The sequence below is a fragment of the Frigoribacterium sp. PvP032 genome (assembly GCF_017833035.1).
Lineage (GTDB): Bacteria > Actinomycetota > Actinomycetes > Actinomycetales > Microbacteriaceae > Frigoribacterium.
Window position 1 is genome coordinate 2,763,362 of the sequence record NZ_JAFIBM010000001.1, and the last position, 20,076, is coordinate 2,783,437.

A 20,076-nucleotide genomic window follows, 5' to 3' on the forward strand; every position below is an offset into this window, starting at 1 on the left:
CGGTGCGACGTCTGCGACTGACAGGCGGCCTGGGCGAACCGGCCACCGGCGTGCTCACGCAGCGTCGAGGACCGTCGACGCGGCGACGACCGCGAGCCACCAGCTGACGAGCATCACGGGGCCGAACGGGATGGCGACGCGGCGCGGAGGCGTGCCGTGTCGGCGGGTGAGGACAGCGGCCACCCCGTGCACTCCCCCGAGCAAGGCCACCGCCACGAGCCAGGCGAGCGGGGCCGACGGAGACACCAGTTCCGCGACCACGACCCCGACACTCGCGAGCTTGGCATCGCCCGCACCGAGCCCGCCGGCGTGCACGAGCGGGACGCACGCGGCGAACACGACGAGGCCGAGGAGGCACGCCCACGCCGCCTGCGTCCCCTCGCCGCCCGCCCCGGCCAGCACCACACCTGCCGCAGCTCCGATCAGCACGACGAGCACGAGGACGTTCGGCAGACGCCGCTCGGCGACGTCGACCCGGACGAGGGCACCGGTCACGGCGGCGAGTCCCGACGCGGCGATCGCCGCGGGCAGGGACAGGTCCAGCGCCGCGACCAGGCCCAGCAACGCGAGCCCCGCGACGACGTCGATCCGCGTCGGCCTCCGACCCCGGCGCGGTGCCGGGGCCGAGTCGTCCCCCTCGTGGTCCCCTCCGTCCCGCCCGCGGTCGCCGTCCCGGCCGTGCTCGTCCGGGCCGTGCTCGTGGTGCGTCGTCGTCATTCAGCGACCCTGACGCCCTCGTGCACCGCGCCTCCTGCGGTCGCCCCGCCCTTGTGGGCGATCTCGCCCGGGCTCCGCCAGTGCAGGAGGGACCCTCGCCCGTCACCACTGCCGATCCGAGCCAGAGCAGGCCACGCGCAAGTTGCCCCGAACGGCTGCCTCGGCGCGTCGGAGGCAGCGATCCGGGGCAACTCGTTCGTCGCCGCGTCGACCCTCCGGGTGGCCGGGTGGCGGCCACCCGGCGGGTCGCTGCGCGCTAGGCGAGCTCGTTCGACTCGAGCAGCTCCGTCACGAGCGCCGCGATCGCCGAGCGCTCCGAGCGCGTCAGGGTCACGTGCCCGAACAGCGGGTGGCCCTTGAGCGTCTCGATCACCGACGCGACGCCGTCGTGGCGCCCCACCCGCAGGTTGTCGCGCTGCGCCACGTCGTGGGTGAGGACGACCCGGCTGTTCTGTCCGATCCGGCTGAGCACCGTGAGCAGCACGTTGCGCTCGAGCGACTGGGCCTCGTCGACGATCACGAACGCGTCGTGCAGCGAGCGACCCCGGATGTGCGTCAGCGGCAGCACCTCGAGCAGCCCCCGCTCGACGACCTCGTCGAGCACGTTCTGCGACACGATCGCTCCCAGGGTGTCGAAGACCGCCTGCCCCCAGGGGTTCATCTTCTCGGCGGCGTCGCCGGGCAGGAAGCCCAGGTCCTGACCGCCGACGGCGTAGAGCGGCCGGAACACCATGATCTTCTTGTGCTGCTGCTTCTCGAGCACGGCCTCGAGGCCGGCGCAGAGGGCGAGCGCCGACTTGCCGGTGCCCGCGCTGCCGCCGAGCGAGACGATGCCGACCTCGGGGTCGAGCAGCAGGTCGATGGCGAGCCGCTGCTCCGCCGAGCGGCCGTGCAGCCCGAACACGTCGCGGTCGCCGCGCACGAGCCGCGCCTCGCCCCGGGCGGTGACCCGGCCGAGCGCCGAGCCGCGGTCGGAGTGCACGACGAGTCCGGTGTTCACGGGGACGTCGGCGAGGGCACGGGAGCTGATCGTCTCCTTCTCCCAGAACGACGCCATCTGGTCGCTCGAGACGTCGAGCTCGCTGAGGCCGGTGTAGCCGCTGTCGACCACCTGCTCGGCGCGGTACTCCTCCGCCGCGAGGCCGATCGACGCCGCCTTGACGCGCAGCGGCAGGTCCTTCGAGACGACCGTCACGGCCAGCCCGTCGTTGGCGAGGTTCGAGGCCACCGCGAGGATGCGCGAGTCGTTGTCGCCGAGCTGGAGGCCAGAGGGCAGCACCGACATGTTCGAGTGGTTCAGCTCGACGCGGAACGAGCCGCCCGACCCGACCTCGACCGGGAAGTCGAGACGGTCGTGCGCCACGCGCAGACCGTCGAGGAGGCGCAGCGCCTGTCGCGCGAAGTAGCCCAGCTCAGGATCGTGGCGCTTGCCCTCCAGCTCGCTGACGACCACGACGGGCAGCACCACGTCGTGCTCGGCGAACCGGAAGATCGCCTGGGGGTCGCTGAGCAGGACGGACGTGTCGAGGACGTAGGTGCGCTGATCGACCGCGGTGCGGGGCGTGCCCGCCCGACGGTCTGCTGAGGTGCTCTGCTGGTCGGCCCGGGTGTTGACGGTCACGACGACTCCATCTCCGAGCGACGAGGCACTCGGTACCTTCGGCAGGACGGCCGCGGAGCAGTCGCGAGGCGAACTTTCGTGGCCGTCTCGACCGGGCTACTTGCCCGATGAGCCGAACCTACGTCGTGCCCCCGACACGCACCAGCCGCGCCGCGCCGTGTCGTGTGACGATCAGGTGAACGACCCTCAGGTGCTGGTCGAGGGTCTGCGCCCCGGCCGCCCGGCCGTCAGTACGAGATCGAGCTCCCGTACGACATCAGCGCCTCGCGGAGCAGCCCGAACGAGTCCTCCCCGTTCGACACGTGGGTGCTGAGCCGCACGCTCGTGCTCCGCACCGTCGCGCTGACCCCGTGGTTCAGCAGCGAGGCCGTCAGCGCCGTGAGGTGCTGCGGCTCCGGCTCGAGCACGACGATGCCGGCGCGTTCCGACTCGACGCGCGACGAGGTCACGGGCACGGCGAACTCGTCGGCGAGGTCGATCAGCCGGGTCGCACGCTCGGCGACGGCCCCGGCGACGGGACGGATGCCGACGGCCGCGATCTCCTCCAGCGACGTCGCGAGGCGCGCCTCCGCGATGGGGTCGGGGCGGGAGAGCTGGAACGCGGCGGCGCCCGGGGCCGGCTCGGCACCGTGCTCGTACGAGCCGCCGAGGGTGATCTCCGAGCCGTGCACGCCGCTGAACACGGGCGTGAGGTCGGTCAGCGCGCGGTCGCTGAGGGCCATGAAGCCCGTGCCCCAGCCCGCGCGCAGCCACTTCTGGCCGCCCGTGACCAGCACGTCCGCGACGCCCCAGGGCGCGTCGACGACGCCGAAGCCCTGGATGCCGTCGACGATCAGCAGCCGGTCGCCGATGACCTGGCGGATGCCCTCGAGGTCGGCGAGGTAACCCGTGCGGTAGTCGACGACGCTGACGGCGACGGCGGTCACCGACGGCGTCAGGTGCTCGCGGAGCACCGCAGGGGTCACGGCCTCGTCGGGCACGTCGAGCCACACCGTGTCGAGCACGCGCAGGGCCGAGGAGGCGCGGGTCGCGGCGAGCGGAGTCGTCGGGTACTCCCGCGGAGACAGGGCGAGTGCGCCCGTCAGCCCGAACAGCGTGTGCATCATGCCCTGGCTCGTGCTCGGCTGGAACACGACGTGGTCGGTCGGGAACCCCGTCAGGGCGGCGACGGCCCGTCGGGCGCGCCCGGCCTGCTCGTCGAGGGCGACGACCGAGCCGTGCCGGGAGCGCGACTGGAGCTCGGTCAGGGCCCGCGCCTCCTGCACGACGCCCGTGCCCATCGGGCCGAACGAGGCGAAGTCGAACCAGCCCGCCTCGTCGGCGAAGCCGGCGGCGAAGTCGTCGATGGTGCTCACGGTGGTGCTCCTCGGATCAGGGTCCTCCACCGTACCCGGCCCGAGCGGTCGAGGGATCGACGACCCGAGGCAGGAGCCCCGAGGGCCGACGAGCCCCGCGCCGGGTCAGCTGCCGTAGCGGCGGTGCCGGAGGGCGAAGTCGCGCACGGCCCGGAGGAAGTCGACCTCGCGCAGGTCGGGGTAGAGCGCCTCGACGAAGTAGAACTCGCTGTGCGCGCTCTGCCAGAGCATGAAGTCGCTGAGGCGCTGCTCGCCCGACGTGCGGATCACGAGGTCGGGGTCGGGCTGTCCGCCGGTGTAGAGGTGGTCGGCGATCAGCTCGGGCGTGAGGACCTCGGCGAGCGCGTCGAGGGTGCCGCCCGCCGCGTCGTGGGCGCGGACGATGCTCCGCATCGCGTCGGCGATCTCGCGCCGGCCGCCGTAGCCGACGGCGAGGTTGACGTGCAGCCCGCCGTGGTCGCGCGTGCGCTCCTCCGCGGCGGTGAGCGAGGCGCACAGTCCGTCGGGCAGGTCGTCGGTCGAGCCGACGTGCTGCACCTTCCAGTCGCGCTGGTGCGACAGCTCGTCGGCGACGTCCCCGATGATGCCGAACAGCTCGGTCAGCTCGTCGGAGGCGCGGTTGCCGAGGTTGTCGGCCGACAGCAGGTAGAGGGTCACGACGCGGATGCCTAGGTCGTCGCACCAGGCGAGGAACTCGCTGATCTTCGCGGCGCCCGCGCGGTGCCCGTGCGCGGCGGTCTCGAGCATGCGGGCCTTGGCCCAGCGGCGGTTGCCGTCGACGATCATGGCGACGTGGTGCGGCAGCTCGGCCCCATCGAGCTCACGGCGCAGACGGCGCTGGTACAGGCCGTACAGCAGGCCGCCAGCCACGGGAGGCCGTCGAGGACTCTTCACGTGCCCAGGTTAACCCACCTGGGCGGTCCCGAGGGTCCCAGCAGCTGTGGGGCCGCCTCCCCTACGCTCGCCCTCATGAGCACCTCCTCGCCCTCTCCGGTCGCCGACGACGGCGGCGCGGAGCTGCCGAACATCCCCCTGCTCGACGACGCGCTCGCCTACCCGTCGATCGAGCGCAAGCCCACGTGGCGCGGCTGGATCCACGCGGGCACCTTCCCGGTCGCGATCGCGACGGGGATCGTGCTCGTCGTGCTCGCCGACGGCGCGGCCGCGACCTGGGCCTGCGCGGTGTTCATGACCACGTCGCTGCTGCTCTTCGGCATCTCGGCGACCTACCACCGGTTCCCGTGGAGCCCGCGCGCGAAGATGTTCCTGAAGCGGCTCGACCACTCGAACATCTTCTTGTTGATCGCCGGCACGTACACGCCCATCGCCGCGATCGCCCTGCCGCCGGGCAAGTCGGCCCTGCTGCTGACGCTCGTCTGGACGGCGGCGGCCTTCGGCATCGCGTTCCGGGTGTTCTTCATCCACGCGCCGCGCTGGCTCTACGTGCCGCTGTACATCCTGATGGGCGTCGGCGCGCTGGGGTTCCTGCCCGACCTGGTCGCCGCCTCCGTGCCGATGACGGTGCTCGTGCTCGTCGGCGGGCTGCTCTACATCGTCGGGGCGGTCTTCTACGCGCTGAAGCGCCCGAACCCGGCACCCGGCCGGTTCGGGTTCCACGAGCTGTTCCACGCCTGCACCGTGCTCGCGTACCTCTGCCACTGGACCGGCATCCTGGTCCTGGCGCTGAACGCCCCCGCCTTCGCCTAGGGGCCGGTCGGCCGATCGCGACGGTCGTCGTCGCCGAGCTGCGGCCGCGGCTCGTCGTCCAGCCCCGCGGCGGCGGCGTCGGCCTCGGCGCGCTCGGCCTCGATCTGCTCGCGGACCTCGCCGCGGTAGCGGGTGCGGCGGACGCGACGCGTCATGTCGACGATGATCAGCACCGTCGCCACGGCGACGAACGCGATGGCGACGAAGCCCCACACGCCCGGCGTGACGTCGACATCGGGCACGGTCGACGGCGGCAGCGTCGCGTCGGGGGTCGACGGCTGCGAGAGGAGGCGCACGGCCGCGGTCAGCACGAGGTCACCTGCAGCGCTCATCGGGCCTGCACCCCCACGAGGCCGGTGTCGGGGTCGGTGACGCCGGCGAAGAGGTCGGTCTCGGGCACCGGCGAGTCGACGCGCGACTCGACCAGCTGGAAGTCCTCCGTGGGCCACGCGGCGACCTGGAGGTCGTGCGGCCAGAAGAAGAAGGCGCTGTCGAGCGGCACCTGGCTGGCGTGCGCGCGGAGGGCAGCGTCGCGGACCGGGAAGAACTCGGAGACCGGCACGTGCGTCGTCGCGAGGTCGGGCCGGTCGCTGAAGCGCTCGAGCATCTCGGTGAGACGCTCGATCAGGGGCGACTCCGGGTCCTCAGCCTTCAGGTGCGTGATCATCGCGCCGACGCGGCCGGCGCTGAACATCCGGTCGTAGTAGACCTTGTCGATCTGCCAGGGCTCGCCCGCGGCCGGGTAGCGGGCGGCGTCGGACGCCGCCCGGAACGCCTCCATCGAGATCTCGTGGGTGCGGATGTGGTCGGGGTGCGGGTAGCCGCCGATCTCGTCGTACGTGACCAGCACCTGGGGCCGGAACCGGCGGATGACCGCGACGAGCGGCTCGGCGCTGATCTCGAGAGGGATCGTGGCGAACGAGTTGACCGCGACCGGCTCGCCCTCGGCCGGCAGGCCGGAGTCGGCGTAGCCGAGCCAGAGGTGCTGGATGCCCATCGCCTCCTGCGCGGCACGCATCTCGTGCACGCGGAGGCCGGCGATGTCGCGCTCGGCGTGGGCGCGGGCCTCGAGCTGCTCGTTGAGGATCGAGCCCTGCTCGCCCCCCGTGCAGCTCACGACGAGCACCTCGGCACCGAGGCTGCGGTAGTAGGCGTAGGTGGCCGAGCCCTTGCTGGACTCGTCGTCGGGATGGGCGTGGACGGCCAAGAGGCGCAGGGTCACGGGTTCCTCGCAATTCGTGCAGGGCAGACGTTGCTACCCTCAGGACAAGGATAATCGGACGGAGTCCCCGTGGCGTCCATGCCCCCCGCACCATCGCCGGCTGCAGCACCCGAGCAGCCCGTCGGCCAGCCGCGCGACGGCGCCTCGGCCCGGCTCGACGCCCGCTACGGGCGCAGCACCGGCACCCGTCGGCGCGGCCGCCTGACCGCGATCGTCGTCGCCGCCTCCTTCGTGGTCGTGTTCGCCGCGTGGGTCGTCTTCGCCGCCTTCGACGGCGACGGCTCGAAGCTCGAGAGCACGGACGTCGGCTACACGGTGCTCGACGACCGCGCGGTCGACGTGCAGTACACGATCAGCACGCAGCCGGGCACCGAGGTGAGCTGCGCCGTGCAGGCCCAGAACCAGAAGTTCAGCATCGTGGGCTGGAAGGTCGTGCACCTGCCGGCCTCGCCGACGCACTCCACGACCTACACGACCTCGCTCGCGACCAGCGAACGCGCCGTGACAGGGTTGATCTACGAGTGCTGGCTTCCGTAGACTGCGCGGACACCCACGAGACCGGCCACTCGGCCGGTCTCCTTTTTTCGGTGGGCGTGCCCCGACCGGGCGCGCGGCTCCCGCTCCCGCGGACAGGGCCGCCGCACGCGCAGGCCGCCGCACGGACGGAGACACCATGAGCCAAGACAACGACGCCACCACCTGGCTGACGCCCGACGCCCGCGACCGCCTCCAGGCCGAGCTCGAGACGCTGAGCGGCGAGGGCCGGGCCGAGATCGTGGGCCGCATCGAGGCCGCTCGCGAAGAGGGCGACCTCAAGGAGAACGGCGGCTACCACGCCGCGAAGGACGAGCAGGGCAAGATCGAGGCGCGCATCCGCACCCTGATCAACCTGCTCAAGCACGCGACCGTCGGCGAGTCCACTGCCGCCGACGGCATCGTCGGCCCCGGCACCGTCGTGACCGCGACGATCGCCGGCGACCCCAGCACGTTCCTCCTCGGCAACCGCGAGATCATCGCGCCGGGCAGCGACCTCTCGGTCTACAGCGAGACGAGCCCGCTCGGCCAGGCCATCAACGGCGTCAAGGTCGGCACCACGACCAGCTACACGGCGCCGAACGGCAAGGAGATCACGGTCACCGTCAGCGCGGTCGAGACCTACGTCCCCTGATCCTGACCCACCCGCGTGCCGTGACCGGCCCGGGGCCCTGCTCCCCCACGACGGGAGCGGAGCACGACGGAGGCCCCTGCTCGCCTGAGCAGGGGCCTCCGTCGTGCGTCCGGAGCGTGAGCGCCTAGAAGTCGACGTTCGGCTCGAAGCCGGCCTCGCGGAGGCGCCGGAGGACGTCCTCGACGTGGTCCGGCCCACGGGTCTCGACGCTGAGCTCGAGCTCGACCTCGCTGATCTGCAGGCCCCGCTGGTGACGGGTGTGCAGCACCTCCACGACGTTCGCGTTCGCGTCGGACAGGATCTGCGAGACACGGGTGAGCTGCCCAGGACGGTCGGGCAGGCCGACACGGAGCTTGAGGTAGCGCTCGGCGGCGGCGAGGCCGCGGCTGATGACGCGCTCCATCATCAGGGGGTCGATGTTGCCGCCGCTGAGCACGATCACCGTCGTGCCGAGGTCGCGCACCTGCTCGGTCATCACGGCGGCGACGCCCACGGCGCCGGCCGCCTCGACGACGAGCTTCGCGCGCTCGAGCAGGACGAGCATGGCCCTGGCCGTGTCGTCGTCGCCGACCGTGACGACCTGGTCGACGGTCTCGCGCACGATCTCGAAGTTGAGCACGCCGGGCCGGGCGACGGCGATGCCGTCGGCGATGGTCGGCAGGGCCGTGATGTCGGTGCGGACGCCGCTCGCCATCGAGACCGCGTAGGGAGCGGCGTTGGCCGCCTGCACCCCGATGACGCGGACCGTGCGGCCGGTCCGCGCGTTCTGCTGCTTCACCGCGCTGGCGACGCCGGCGATCAGCCCGCCGCCGCCGATGGGCACGATGATCGTGTCGACGTCGGGCACCTGCTCGAGGATCTCGAGGCCGAGGGTGCCCTGGCCCGCGACGACGTCGGGGTGGTCGAACGGCGGGATGAGGGCCGCGCCGGTGCTCGCCGCGAACTCGGCGGCCGCCCGCAGCGCCTGCTCGACGTCGTGGCCGCTGAGCACCACGTCGGCGCCGTACTCGCGCGTCGCCTGCAGCTTGGGCAGAGCGACCCCGACGGGCATGAAGATCGTGGCGGCGATGCCCAGCTCACGCGCGGCGAACGCCACGCCCTGGGCGTGGTTGCCGGCAGAGGCCGCGACGACGCCGCGCGACTTCTCGTCGTCGGTCAGCTGGGTGAGGCGGTTGTAGGCGCCCCGGATCTTGTACGAGCCGGTGCGCTGCAGGTTCTCGCACTTGAGGTGCACGGGCGACCCGAGCAGCTCGGCGAGGAACCGCGAGCTCTCCATCGGCGTGACCCGGGCCACGCGCGAGACGCGTTCTCGCGCCTGCTCGATCTCGAGCAGCGTGGGACCGGCGATCGTGAGGTCAGACATCCGTGGCCTTTCCGGGCGAGGTGACGTCGGCGGACGTCGGACGGGTGCCCGTGCGCCACGAGCCCCTCGCGACATAGCCGATCATGACGTTGAGGACAGCGATGACGGGCACCGCGAAGAGAGCGCCGGGGATGCCGGCGAGCAGGGCGCCCGCCGCCACCGCGAAGACGACGGCCAGGGGGTGCACCTTGACGGCGCTGCCCATGACGAAGGGCTGCAGGAGGTGCCCCTCGATCTGCTGGACCAGGATCACGACCGCGAGCATCAGGAGGGCGACGACCCAGCCGTTGTAGACGAGCGCGATCACGACCGCGATCGCCCCGGTCGCGACGGCGCCCACCACGGGCACGAACGACCCGAGGAACACCGCGATGGCGATCGGCGCGACGAGCGGCAGCCCGAGCAGCAGGGCGCCGAGCCCGATGCCGACGGCGTCGACGAACGCCACGAAGATCTGCACCTTGACGAAGTTCGTGAGCGTCAGCCAGCCGGCCCGCCCCGCCCCGTCGACCGCGTCGCGTGCGGCGCGCGGGAAGAGCCGCACGAGCCAGCGCCAGATCTCGCCGCCGCCGACGAGCAGGAAGATCGTCGTGAAGAGCATCAGCACGAGCCCGGCGCCGACGTGGCCGGCCGTCGAGCCGATGGACAGCGCGCCGCGGAGGAGGGGCTGGCTGTCCTGTTGGAGGGCCGCCACCGCGTCGCGCACGTATCCGTTCAGCTGCCCCTCGGTGAGGTGCAGCGGCGACGCCAGCAGGAAGTCCTTGAGCTCGCCGTAGGAGGCGACGGACCGATCGCGCAGCGCCGGCCACCCGTCGACGATCTGCAGCACGACGAGGGTGAAGAGCCCCGCGACGACGACCAGGAAGCCGACGAGGCTCACGACGACCGCGACCCACTTCGGCCAGCGGTGCCGCTGCAGCCAACCGGAGAACGGGACCAGCAGGGCCGAGACGAGCAGCGCCACGAGGAAGGGGATGACGATGATGCGGAGCTGGATGACGAGCCAGACGAACACGGCGACGACCGCCACGACGAGCAGGACGCGCCACGACCACGCACCGGCGATCACCATGCCACGCGGCACCGACGGGTCGGGCGCCCACCCTGCGGGGGCGCTCGGGTCGGTCACCTTCTCTGCCGCTCCCCGCGGGAGCCTGCTGCGGCGCATCATGCGCTCAGTGTAGGGCTGGCCCGGTGGTGTTCCGCCCTGCCCTCCATGCCCTCCGCGGCATATGCCTGGCCTGCGTCCGACGTGATCTCAGGAGGCGCCCCGACCGTCGCGTGTCGGTCGTCGCGGCTAGCCTCGGATCGTGCCCCGCGACCGCCTGTCTCCTGCCCTCGCCCGCCGCGTCGCCCTGGCGGCACAGGGTCTCGGCCGTCCGACCGCGGCCCCGGGCTCGACTGCCGTGGGCACCCGTCAGCTCACCGGCCTCGTCGACCGGCTCGGCCTGCTGCAGATCGACTCGGTGAACGTCTTCGAGCGCAGCCACCACCTCCCCGTCTTCGCCCGGCTGGGCCACTACGACCGCGACGCGCTCGACCGGCTCGTGTTCGCGCCGAGAGGGCGGTTCGTCGAGTACTGGGCGCACGAGGCGGCGATCCTGCCGATCTCGACCTGGCCTCTGATGCGCTGGCGCATGCGCGACCACGACGACCGCTGGCGTGCCGACGAGGGCTCCTGGCTCTCGACGAAGCCCGAGATGGCGCGTTGGCTGCTCGACGAGATCCGCGAGAAGGGCCCGCTGCCCGCGAGCCTGGTCGAGCACGACGCCGACCTGTTCCCGTCGCCGACCCGCACCGGCCCGTGGTGGGGCTGGGGCGACGTCAAGCGCGGTCTCGAGGCGCTGTTCCGGGTGGGGGCGCTCGTCAGCGCCGGCCGCCGCCGCTTCGAGCGCGTCTACGCCCTGCCAGAGCAGGTGCTGCCCGACGCGGTGCTCGGCGTCGAGGTGGACCGGGCAGAGGCGCACCGTCAGCTGGTCGCCCACGCGGCCCGCGCCTCCGGCGTCGCCACCGCCTCCGACCTCGCCGACTACTGGCGGCTCAAGGCGGCCGACGTGGCGCCGGCGCTCCGCGAGCTGCACGATGCGGGCGTCGTGCGGCCCGTGACGGTCGACGGCTGGGCCGCGCCCGCGTGGCTGCACTCCGAGGCGCGGCTGCCCCGCCGTGTCGAGGCCGACGCCCTGCTGTCGCCGTTCGACCCCGTCGTGTGGCACCGGCCCCGGGCCGAGCGGCTCTTCGGGTTCCGCTACCGAATCGAGATCTACACGCCGCAGGCGAAGCGGGTGCACGGCTACTACGTGCTGCCGGTGCTGCAGGACGACCAGCTCGTCGCCCGCGTCGACCTCAAGAGCGACCGGCAGGCGGGCGTCCTGCGTGTGCAGGCCTCGTGGCGCGAGCGCGACCTGCCGGTCGACGTGGATCGTCTCGCGGCGCTGCTGGGCCGGGCGGCCGCCTGGCAGGGGCTCGGCGGGGTCGAGGTGGTGCCGAGGGGCGACCTCGCCGCCGAGCTCGGGCCCGCCGTCGAGGCATCGGGCTCGGGCTCGGGCTAGAAGCGCGACGCGTTCTCGCGCAGCCGGGCCACGCGATCGGCGAGCGGCGGGTGCGTGCTGAAGAGGCGGTCCATGACGCCCGGCTTCATCGGGTCGCTGATCCACAGGTGCGACATCGAGGTGCTCTGCTGCTGCATGGGGCGACCGTGGGCGCCGAGCTTCTCGAGCGCGCTGGCCAGCCCCTCGGGGTGGCGGGTGGTGAGCGCCCCGGTGGCGTCGGCGAGGTACTCGCGCTGGCGGGAGACCGCCGCCTGGACGCCCGCGGCGGCGAGCGGCGCGATGATCATCGCGACGAGCCCGAGCACCAGGAAGACCGGGTTCGAGCCACCACCTCCCCCGTTGCCGTTGCCGTTGTTGCTCCGCCCCCCGGTCAGGGCGCTGAGGAAGGACATCCGCATCAGGACGTCGGCCAGGAACCCGACGGCGACGACCAGCCCGAAGACCATGGTCGAGACGCGGATGTCGTAGTTCTTGACGTGGCCCATCTCGTGCGCCATGACGCCCTGCAGCTCGGCGTCGTCCATCAGCGCGAGCAGGCCCGTCGTGGCCGCCACGACCGCGTGCTCCGGGTCACGCCCGGTCGCGAACGCGTTGGGCGCGGGGTCGACGACGACGTACACCTTCGGCATCGGCATGCCCATGGTGATGGAGAGGTTCTCGACCGTGCGCCAGAGACGGGGCGCGGTGGTCGCGTCGACCTCCTGCGCATCGCTCATCGAGAGCGCCTGCCGGCCCGCCGCGAAGTACTGGATCAGCGCGTAGACCGCGGCGCCCACCAGGACGACGAACCCGATGGAGGGGCTGTTCCAGAGCGCGGACGCGGCGAAGCCGAGCGCGCCCACGATCAGCAGGAAGATCAGGACGATGAAGACCGTGTTGCGCTTGTTCCGCGCGATGGCCGAGTACATGGCGAGGGCCCTGGTGGAGGCGCGGCGCTAGAACTGGACGCGCGGCGGCTCGGCGATGGCCGACGGCTCGGCCACCTCGAAGAAGTCGCGCTCGGTGAAGCCGAGGCGCTTCACGAACAGGGTGTTCGGGAACGTGCGCGTCTTGGTGTTGAACTCCCGGACCCCGCCGTTGTAGAACCGGCGGGCGGCCTGGATCTTGTCCTCCGTGTCGACGAGCTCGGACTGCAGCTGCAGGAAGTTCTGGCTCGCCTGCAGCTGGGGGTACGCCTCGGACACGGCGAAGATGCTCTTCAGCGCCGTCTGCATGTGCCCCTCGGCGGCGGACGCCTCGGCGGGCGTCTGCGCCCCCAGGGTCTCGGCCCGCGCCTCCGTGACGTTCTGGAACACCTTCGCCTCGTGGGACGCGTAGCCCTTGACGGACTCGATGATGTTCGGGATCAGGTCGGCTCGGCGCTTGAGCTGGATCGTGATGTCGCTCCACGCCTCGTCGACGCGGACCTTGAGCGTGACGAGGCTGTTGTAGGTCGACCAGAGGTAGATGCCGGCGATCACGACGAGCAGGACGATGATGCCGACGGCGACCAGGGTGGCGATGAGGGCCGGTTGCATGGGTGGTGACTCCTTGGGGATACGGCTCGGGTGGACGCGTCGCGGTCGTCCTCAGGATGCCTGTCGAGGGTCACGTCGATGCGTGGGCCACTATAAATGCGCTGGATGGGGGCTCCGTGTGGACAGGGCGTCTTCGGGGGGAACTCTCGACATCACCTGTCGTGCGTCGGTCCGCACGCCGGGCCGCACGCGCGAACTGGTCCGCGCGACCGATTGACAGGTCCCTCGACAGCGTGCTGAATGGGGAGCAGTGCTCGACTCCACGATCCTCCGCTCGCCGCGTCCCGCCTCCGTCGCCGGACGCGCTCTCGGCGACCGCCGACGCGGCAGGCGCGCCCGTCTCACCTGGGTGCTCGCGGTCGGCACCCTGCTCGCCGGCCTCTCCGCCGCGCTGGGGCCGGTCGGGCCGGCGGAGGCGGCAGGGTCTCCCACGCAGTCCCCCGCTCCTCAGCTCGGCGCGCCCACCCCGACGCCCGACCCCACGACGCCGCCGGCACCTCCGACGGAGCCGACCGTGCGGCCGGTCGCCGACAGCTCCACCGGGGCGGTGCTGGTGCAGGGCGAGGCGACCCCGGCGGCCCGGGTCAAGGTCGCGCTGACGGGCAACGGCGCCTACCGCGAGCTCTGCCCCTCGGCGACGACGTCCGCGAGCGGCGCGTGGAGCTGCTCGGCCACCGTCCCTAGCGGTGCCGGCTGGACCGCCGTCGCGACCGATCTCGACCACACCGACCTCGATCAGGCGACCTCTCCCTCCTTCTCGGTGCTCACGGCTCCGACCATCGGCTCCGGCCTGCTCGTCGGCGCCAAGCTCGACGGCACGGCCTTCCCCGGCGCCGCGGTGACCGTCACCTCGGGCTCGGGAGCCACGGCCACGGCGACCGCGTCGTCCGACGGCAGCTGGGTCGCCGTGCTGCCCGCGGCGACCTTCCCCTCCGGCCGCCACGACGTGCGGGCCGTCCAGTCGTCGTCCGCCGTGCCGGACGTCCCCGTCTCCGCCACCTCCCGGTCCTCGAGCGTCACCGTCGACCGCGACGCCCCCGCGGCCCCGGTCGTGACCAGCCCCGCTGCGGGCCAACGGGTCGCCGCCCTGCCCCTCGCCGTGTCGGGGACGGGCGAGGCCGGGGCCCTCGCGACGGTCTACGTCGACAGCACGCCGGTCTGCCAGGCCACGGTCTCGGGCGGCGGGGCCTGGTCGTGCAGTGCCGGGGGCAGCGAGCTGGCGGACGGCGACCGCCTGGTGCAGGCGGCCCTCGTCGACCCGGCGGGCAACTTCGGCCCGCCGAGCGCCGCGGTCCGCGTCACCGTGGGCGCGGCGGCGGCCGCCGTCCCGACCGCGCCCGGTGCGACCCCGACGCCGCGACCGGGGGCCACCTCGACGCCCTCGCCCGGCGCCGCGCCTCCGTCGAGCCCCTCCACGGCACCGTCCGACGACGGGTCGTCGGCCCCTGCGCCCCCTGCGGGCCCCGACGGCGGAGGAGGCGGCGGCACGGCCCCCGGCACCGGTCAGGACCCGCAGACCGGGACCTGGGCGACCGCGACGACGTTCGGGGCCGATCTGCCCACCCTCGCCCAGACGCTCGGCGGCCCGGTCTGGCCCCTGGGCGCCGCGGTCGCGCTGCTGTTCCTCGTCCTCGTCGCCGGACCGTCCCGGCTCGCGGCAGCAGCGGCCAGGGGCCGGATCCGCCCTCGGACGGCGCGTCTGACCGGCCGGAACCGCACGTCCGAGCTGCCCACCTCGTTCAACCGGGGCACCGTCGACCCGCGCGTCGCGGCCGGCCTCGCCCTGGCTGCCGGCGCCGTCGCCATCGCGGTCGCCGCGGGCGTAGACGGGCAGGTGCAGTACGCGCGGCTCCTGGGAGGGATAGTCCTCGGCCTCGTCGTGCTCAACGGCCTCGCGGTGGTCCTGCCCGCGGCGCTGGTCGCCCGGCGGCTCGGCCTCTCGCTGCGCGTCCGGATGTCGCCCGGCCTGCTGCTGGCCGCCGTGGTGGCCTGCGGTGCGACGCGGCTCTTCTCGCTCGACCCCCCGCTCGTCCTCGGCGTGCTGCTCGTCGGGACGCTGGGCGTCGTGCACCACGGAGGCGGGCACACCGTGGAGACCGGTCGCACGCCGAGCGGTCGCGACCACGGCATCGCCGCCGCGGTGCAGCTCGCGGCGACCGTCGTCGTCCCGGCCGCGGCCTGGCTGCTGCACGGGCTCGTCGACGCACCGGGTGCCTGGCCGCAGCTCGGGCGCGAGGCCCTGGCGACCGTCTGCCTGGCCGGCCTCGGCTCGCTGGTCGTCCAGCTGCTGCCGGTCGGCTCGCTGCCGGGACGACAGGTGTGGGCCTGGTCGAAGCCCGCCTACGCGGTGCTGGCCGTCGTGGGGGTGTCGGTGGCCGCCGCCGTGTTCGTGGGCGCCCCCTCCTCGTCGTTCCCCCTGCCCGCACTGCTGGTGGTGAGCCTGGTCGCCGCGCTGCTGGCGGTCGCCGCCTGGCTCTGGACGAACTACGTGGAGCCGGCCCGCCGCACCCTCTAGCCCCGGCTTGACGGCTCGCGAACCGTCACGAAGTGCTCCCCCGGCGGCCCACGACAGCCGTTCCCGCCGGCTCACGCCCGACGGGTGGAGGGCGGAGACGAGAAGGAGGAGCCAGGGTGCCCCCGCAGGGATTCGAACCCTGACTGAAGCGATTTTAAGTCGCCTGCCTCTGACCGTTGGGCTACGAGGGCGTGGCCCCAGCCTACGATCCGCGCCGGGGACGACGACGCCCGCCGCGCTGGGGGTCAGCGGGCGGGCGTCGTGAAGGCTGGTCGGCTCAGTCGCTGGTCGACAGCGAGCCGCGCCCGGCGTCGGCAGCAACCGCCGCCTCGTCGTCCTTCTTCACGGCCGGCTTCTTGGCGGCCGGCTTGCGGGCGGGTGCCTTGCGGGCGGGCTTCTCGGCATCGCCCTCGGCGGGCGCGCCCTTCTCGTCGGCCGGGTTGGCGTAGGCCGGTCCGGGCTCGCCCGCGGCCTTGCCGATCTCGGGCGTCGCCGGCGCGGCGGGCTCCGCGACGGCGGCCTTCGGACGAGACGCGAACTCCTCGAAGGCGGCACGGGGACGCTCGCGGTTGTCGAGCGAGACGATGTCGCGGCCGAGCCACATGTTGTTCCACCAGCCGGTGGCGACGCGGAACTTGCGCTCGAAGGAGGGCATCGCGAGACCGTGGTAGCCACGGTGCGCGGCCCAGGCCGGCAGGCCCTTGAGCACGAACTTGCCGCTCTGGAACACGCCGACGCCGACGCCGAGCCCGGCGACCGCGCCGAGGTTGTCGTGACGGTAGTCGGCGACGCCCTCGCCGCGCAGGGACGCGGTGATGTTCTTGGCGAGGTGCTTGCCCATGCGGACGGCGTGCTGGGCGTTCGGCACGCAGAAGCCGCCGACGCCCTTGCCGGTCAGGTCGGGCGTGGCCGCGACGTCGCCGCAGGCCCACGCGTCGGGGACGACCGTGTCGCCGTCGACGACGCGCAGGTCGGCCTTGACGGTGATGCGCCCTCGTTCCTCGAGGGGGAGGTCGGTGCTGCGGACCATCGGGTTGGCCATGACGCCAGCCGTCCAGACGATCAGGTCCGACTCGAACGACTCGCCCGTCGAGAGCTCGATGACGCCCCCGACAGCCGACTTGAGCTGCGTGTCGAGGTGCACCGTGGCGGCGCGCTCGGCGAGGTTCTTCAGCACCCAGTGGCTGGTCTCGAGCGACACCTCGGGCATGATGCGGCCCATGGCCTCGACGAGGTGGAAGTGCGTGTCGTCGATGGTGAGCTGCGGGTACTTCTTCAGCAGGTCGCTCGCGAAGCTGCGCAGCTCGGCGAAGACCTCGATGCCCGCGAAGCCGCCGCCGACGACCGTGACGGTCAGCAGGCGGTCGCGTGCCGCGCCGGCAGGCAGGTTGGCCGCCGCCGCGAAGTTGGTGAGGAGCTTGTCGCGGATCGCCGCCGCCTCCTCGATGGTCTTGAGGCCGATGGCCTCGTCGGCGACGCCCGGGATCGGGAACGTGCGCGACACGGCACCGGCGGTCATGACGACCTGGTCGTAGTCGACCGTCCACGGGTCGCCGACCTCGGGCGTGATGGTGGCCGTCTTGGTGGCGTGGTCGACCTTGGTGACCTTGGCCGTGACGACGTTGGTCTTCTTGAGGTGACGACGCAGCGAGACGACCGCGTGACGCGGCTCGATGGAGCCGGCGGCCACCTCGGGCAGGAACGGCTGGTACGTCATGTACGGCAGCGGGTCGACGATCGTGACCTCCGCCTCCCCGGCGCGCAGCCACTTCTCGAGCTTCCAGGCTGTGTAGAAACCGGCGTAGCCGCCGCCGACGATCAGGATCTTGGGCACAGGGGTGAACTCCTCGAGGTGGTGGGGTGGCACGACGACTTTACTCCTGCTCGTGTCGTCGCCTGAACTGGCGGGCCGCGCCCGCCCCGACGGCGACGAGCGCCGCGCCGAAGACCGCGAAGACGATCAGCGGCAGCCCCGTCGAGCGCATCGACTCGACGGTCGGGAGCAGCGCCCTGAGGGGGTGGTCGCCGTCGCTCTGCGGCGTGGGCACCGGCGCGGGCTCGACGGGAGCGACCGCCCCCGCGGTCGGCGCGGGGGCGTCGGCTCGGCGGTGCACCCTGATCCACTCGGCGAGGTCGCCCATGGGGTTCGCCGTGACGGGGGCGACCGTGCTCTGGACGGCGGCGGCCGCGTCGACGAGCCCGTAGCCGTAGAGCGGGTCGGGCAGCGAGCTGCCCCTCGGATCGGCGGTCGAGACCACCCGGTTGATGACGTCGGCGGCCCCGAGCTCGGGGTGCGCGCTCCGCACGAGGGCGACCATGCCCGCGACGAGCGGCGTCGCGCCGCTGGTGCCGCTCCAGCTGTAGTGCACGTCGCCAGGGCCCACGCCGACGAGCTTCTCGCTCGGGGCGGAGACGCCGATGGTGATGCCCTGGCTCGAGGCGTCGAAGCTGGCGGCCCCCGACCTGTCGACGCCGGCGACGGTGAGGACACCCGGCATGGTGGCCGGCGCGCCGACCTCGGTCGTGCCGCTGCCCCGGTTGCCGGCCGCCGCGACCACCACGACGTCCTCCTCCTGCGCGTGCAGGAACGCCTCGTCCCAGCTCGTCGGCCAGTCGAGGGTGTTGCGGGTCAGGGACATGTTGATCACGTCGGCGCCGTGGTCGACGGCCCAGGTGACGGCGTCGGCGATCTGCTGGTCGGAGTCGACCGCACCGGCGCCGAACCCCACCGAGATCGACAGGAGGTCGGCCTCGGGCGCGACGCCGACCACGCCGTCGCCGGTCGCCGTGCCTCGTCCCGCCAGCAACGAGCCGACGAGCGTGCCGTGGGCAGGGTCGTCCGAGCCCACGGGGCTCTGCCCGTCGGCCGAGCCCTGCCCGGACATGTCCGTGCCGCCGACGACGGCCCCCTGCAGCTCGCGGACCGAGCCGTCGACGCCCGTGTCGATCACGGCCACGGTGACGCCCGCCCCGCGCGTCGTCTGCCACGCCTGCTGCACCCCGTAGTCGGCCAGCCAGTACTGGGCGTCGCGGATGCTGTCGGCCGATGCGACCCCCGCCGGCGCGAGGGCGAGGCCCGCAGCCGTCGCCACCACGAGCAGGCTCGTCGTCAGCGCCCTGGCCGCCACGCGCCCCCCGGTGCGGCGCACCTGCCTCAGCCTGCCTCGGGCGGAGCGGAGGAGGCGCTGGTCGCGTCGCGCGCACCGGTCGCGCCGCCGACGTCGGTCGCTGCCGAGTCGAGCCCGCTCTCGCCCAGGTAGTCGCCGCAGCGGCACACGTCGGGGCTCCAGCTCGAGCGCTCGACGGCGAGGTCGCCGAGCGGGTTCACGCCGGGGCCCGCCGAGAGGGCGTGCCCTGCGAGGGCGTGCAGGCACTTGACGCGCTCGGGCATGCCGCCCGCCGTCACGTGCGCGATCTCGGCCACGTGCTCGATGCCATCGCGGTCGGCGAGGTAGGCGTCGTGCGCGTCGTGGTACCGCCTCCTGAGGTCGTCGTCCGAGGCGAGCAGCTCGGTCATCTCGGCCATGACGCCGTTCGCCTCGAGGGTCGAGATCGCCGCGGTCGCACCGGGGTGGCACAGGTAGTAGAGCGTCGGGAACGGCGTGCCGTCGCCGAGGCGCGGCTTCGTCGCGACCACGGTCGGGTTGCCGCAGACGCAGCGTGCGGGGATGCCGATCACGTCGCGGGCCGGGCGGCCGAGCATGGCGGTGACGAGCTGCACGTCCCGCTCGCTGACGGGCTCGAAGGGAGGGGTCGTCACGGGGTGCCGCCTGTCGTGGAGGACGGCAGGGGCGCGCCGCCGATGTCGGGCGCGACCAGCTCGGTCGCGGGCTCGTCGCTGAGGCCCGCGTCGATCACGGACGACATCATCGCCGCGACCCAGTCGACCTGGGGGGTCTGCAGTGTGTCGCTGATCGGTGCCTGCGAGGGCGTCGTCGCGTCGGCGCCCGTGCCCATCACGAGGTAGCTGTACTCGCCGGGGTAGACGTAGAGCAGCCGGTCTCGGGCCTGGGCCTCGATGTAGGCAGGGTCGCTCCAGCGCGCGACGTCGCCCTGGAGGTCGTCGACGTCGTCGCGCTGGTCACGCACGTCCTGCTCGAGCGACGCGATCTGCTGCTGCTGCTGGACCAGGGTGCGGAGGGACGGCGCGAGCACGACCACGAAGAGCACGAGGATCACGAGCATCAGCAGGCTGAAGCCGGAGAAGCGGATGCTGCGCAGCCAGCCGCCCGCGGCGGTCTCGCGCGACGCGAAGGCGACGGGCACACGTCGGGTCGGGGACTCACGGGGCATGCACCCGAGGGTAGACGACCCGCGAGGGGGCAGGGTCACGGAACGCCGA

The 20,076-nt window shown here is 73.1% G+C and carries 19 protein-coding genes and 1 tRNA gene; 5 read left to right on the forward strand and 15 right to left on the reverse strand.

Annotation, left to right across the window (positions count from 1 at the left end; all coding sequences use genetic code 11):
* Positions 1–54: 54 nt before the first annotated feature.
* The 4 genes from JOE35_RS12685 to JOE35_RS12700 form a co-directional block, all read right to left on the reverse strand.
* A complete protein-coding gene (locus JOE35_RS12685) occupies positions 55–717 on the reverse strand; it encodes a prepilin peptidase (RefSeq protein WP_209561365.1) in 663 nt (220 codons plus the stop codon).
* Between the two features lie 256 nt (positions 718–973).
* Positions 974–2,338 (reverse strand): PhoH family protein, encoded by a 1,365-nt coding sequence (locus JOE35_RS12690; RefSeq protein WP_123548072.1) that lies wholly within the window; start codon positions 2,336–2,338, stop codon positions 974–976.
* A 227-nt stretch (positions 2,339–2,565) separates the two neighbouring features.
* Positions 2,566–3,693, reverse strand: a complete 1,128-nt coding sequence (locus JOE35_RS12695) for an aminotransferase class V-fold PLP-dependent enzyme (RefSeq protein ID WP_209561366.1) — start codon at positions 3,691–3,693, stop codon at positions 2,566–2,568.
* A 105-nt stretch (positions 3,694–3,798) separates the two neighbouring features.
* Positions 3,799–4,587, reverse strand: coding sequence for an isoprenyl transferase (locus JOE35_RS12700; protein WP_307803078.1), 789 nt, complete (start codon positions 4,585–4,587; stop codon positions 3,799–3,801).
* A 75-nt stretch (positions 4,588–4,662) separates the two neighbouring features.
* On the opposite strand from JOE35_RS12700, the gene JOE35_RS12705 reads away from it, so the two are divergent.
* Complete coding sequence (locus JOE35_RS12705; protein ID WP_209561367.1) at positions 4,663–5,400, forward strand: hemolysin III family protein; 738 nt, start codon at positions 4,663–4,665, stop codon at positions 5,398–5,400.
* Here JOE35_RS12705 and JOE35_RS12710 read toward each other — a convergent pair.
* Both JOE35_RS12710 and mca read right to left on the reverse strand, forming a co-directional pair.
* The gene (locus JOE35_RS12710) at positions 5,397–5,732 is read right to left on the reverse strand and encodes a hypothetical protein (RefSeq protein ID WP_209561368.1); all 336 of its coding nucleotides are present in this window, start codon (positions 5,730–5,732) and stop codon (positions 5,397–5,399) included. The genes JOE35_RS12705 and JOE35_RS12710 overlap by 4 nt on opposite strands.
* Positions 5,729–6,622, reverse strand: a complete 894-nt coding sequence (gene mca, locus JOE35_RS12715; protein ID WP_209561369.1) for a mycothiol conjugate amidase Mca — start codon at positions 6,620–6,622, stop codon at positions 5,729–5,731. The genes JOE35_RS12710 and mca overlap by 4 nt, the downstream gene beginning before the upstream one ends.
* A 78-nt stretch (positions 6,623–6,700) precedes the next feature.
* Between mca and JOE35_RS12720 the strand changes: the two genes are divergently transcribed.
* Positions 6,701–7,159 (forward strand): DUF4307 domain-containing protein, encoded by a 459-nt coding sequence (locus tag JOE35_RS12720; RefSeq protein WP_245186680.1) that lies wholly within the window; start codon positions 6,701–6,703, stop codon positions 7,157–7,159.
* Between the two features lie 136 nt (positions 7,160–7,295).
* Entirely contained in the window at positions 7,296–7,790 is a 495-nt protein-coding gene (gene greA, locus JOE35_RS12725) for a transcription elongation factor GreA (RefSeq protein ID WP_209561371.1), read from the forward strand.
* A 124-nt stretch (positions 7,791–7,914) separates the two neighbouring features.
* Here greA and ilvA read toward each other — a convergent pair whose 3' ends face one another.
* Both ilvA and JOE35_RS12735 read right to left on the reverse strand, forming a co-directional pair.
* Positions 7,915–9,153 carry a threonine ammonia-lyase gene (ilvA, locus tag JOE35_RS12730; RefSeq protein ID WP_209561372.1) on the reverse strand — a complete coding sequence of 413 codons (1,239 nt, stop codon included), beginning with the start codon at positions 9,151–9,153 and terminating at the stop codon, positions 7,915–7,917.
* Positions 9,146–10,324, reverse strand: a complete 1,179-nt coding sequence (locus JOE35_RS12735; RefSeq protein ID WP_209561373.1) for an AI-2E family transporter — start codon at positions 10,322–10,324, stop codon at positions 9,146–9,148. Before JOE35_RS12735 ends, ilvA begins: the two co-directional genes overlap by 8 nt.
* A gap of 139 nt (positions 10,325–10,463) precedes the next feature.
* On the opposite strand from JOE35_RS12735, the gene JOE35_RS12740 reads away from it, so the two are divergent.
* Entirely contained in the window at positions 10,464–11,702 is a 1,239-nt protein-coding gene (locus JOE35_RS12740; protein ID WP_209561374.1) for a winged helix-turn-helix domain-containing protein, read from the forward strand.
* On the opposite strand, the gene JOE35_RS12745 is transcribed toward JOE35_RS12740, so the two are convergent.
* Together JOE35_RS12745 and JOE35_RS12750 are read right to left on the reverse strand one after the other, a co-directional pair.
* Positions 11,699–12,610 carry a M48 family metalloprotease gene (locus JOE35_RS12745; RefSeq protein ID WP_209561375.1) on the reverse strand — a complete coding sequence of 304 codons (912 nt, stop codon included), beginning with the start codon at positions 12,608–12,610 and terminating at the stop codon, positions 11,699–11,701. The two genes, JOE35_RS12740 and JOE35_RS12745, sit on opposite strands and share 4 nt — an antisense overlap.
* 27 nt (positions 12,611–12,637) lie before the next feature.
* Positions 12,638–13,219: a LemA family protein gene (locus JOE35_RS12750; RefSeq protein WP_197980644.1), complete on the reverse strand. Its 582-nt coding sequence runs from the start codon at positions 13,217–13,219 to the stop codon at positions 12,638–12,640.
* Positions 13,220–13,469: 250 nt separating this feature from the next.
* Between JOE35_RS12750 and JOE35_RS12755 the strand changes: the two genes are divergently transcribed.
* A complete protein-coding gene (locus tag JOE35_RS12755; RefSeq protein WP_209561376.1) occupies positions 13,470–15,734 on the forward strand; it encodes a hypothetical protein in 2,265 nt (754 codons plus the stop codon).
* Between the two features lie 117 nt (positions 15,735–15,851).
* On the opposite strand, the gene JOE35_RS12760 is transcribed toward JOE35_RS12755, so the two are convergent.
* The 5 genes from JOE35_RS12760 to JOE35_RS12780 form a co-directional block, all read right to left on the reverse strand.
* Positions 15,852–15,925, reverse strand: a tRNA-Leu gene (locus JOE35_RS12760).
* Positions 15,926–16,011: 86 nt separating this feature from the next.
* A complete protein-coding gene (locus JOE35_RS12765; protein WP_209562062.1) occupies positions 16,012–17,568 on the reverse strand; it encodes an FAD-dependent oxidoreductase in 1,557 nt (518 codons plus the stop codon).
* 40 nt (positions 17,569–17,608) lie between these two features.
* On the reverse strand, positions 17,609–18,883 hold the full coding sequence (locus JOE35_RS12770) for a S8 family serine peptidase (RefSeq protein ID WP_209561377.1): 1,275 nt from the start codon (positions 18,881–18,883) through the stop codon (positions 17,609–17,611).
* A 5-nt stretch (positions 18,884–18,888) separates the two neighbouring features.
* Entirely contained in the window at positions 18,889–19,494 is a 606-nt protein-coding gene (locus JOE35_RS12775) for a DUF501 domain-containing protein (protein ID WP_209561378.1), read from the reverse strand.
* The gene (locus tag JOE35_RS12780; protein ID WP_209561379.1) at positions 19,491–20,027 is read right to left on the reverse strand and encodes a septum formation initiator family protein; all 537 of its coding nucleotides are present in this window, start codon (positions 20,025–20,027) and stop codon (positions 19,491–19,493) included. The genes JOE35_RS12775 and JOE35_RS12780 overlap by 4 nt, the downstream gene beginning before the upstream one ends.
* Between the last annotated feature and the right edge of the window lie 49 nt (positions 20,028–20,076).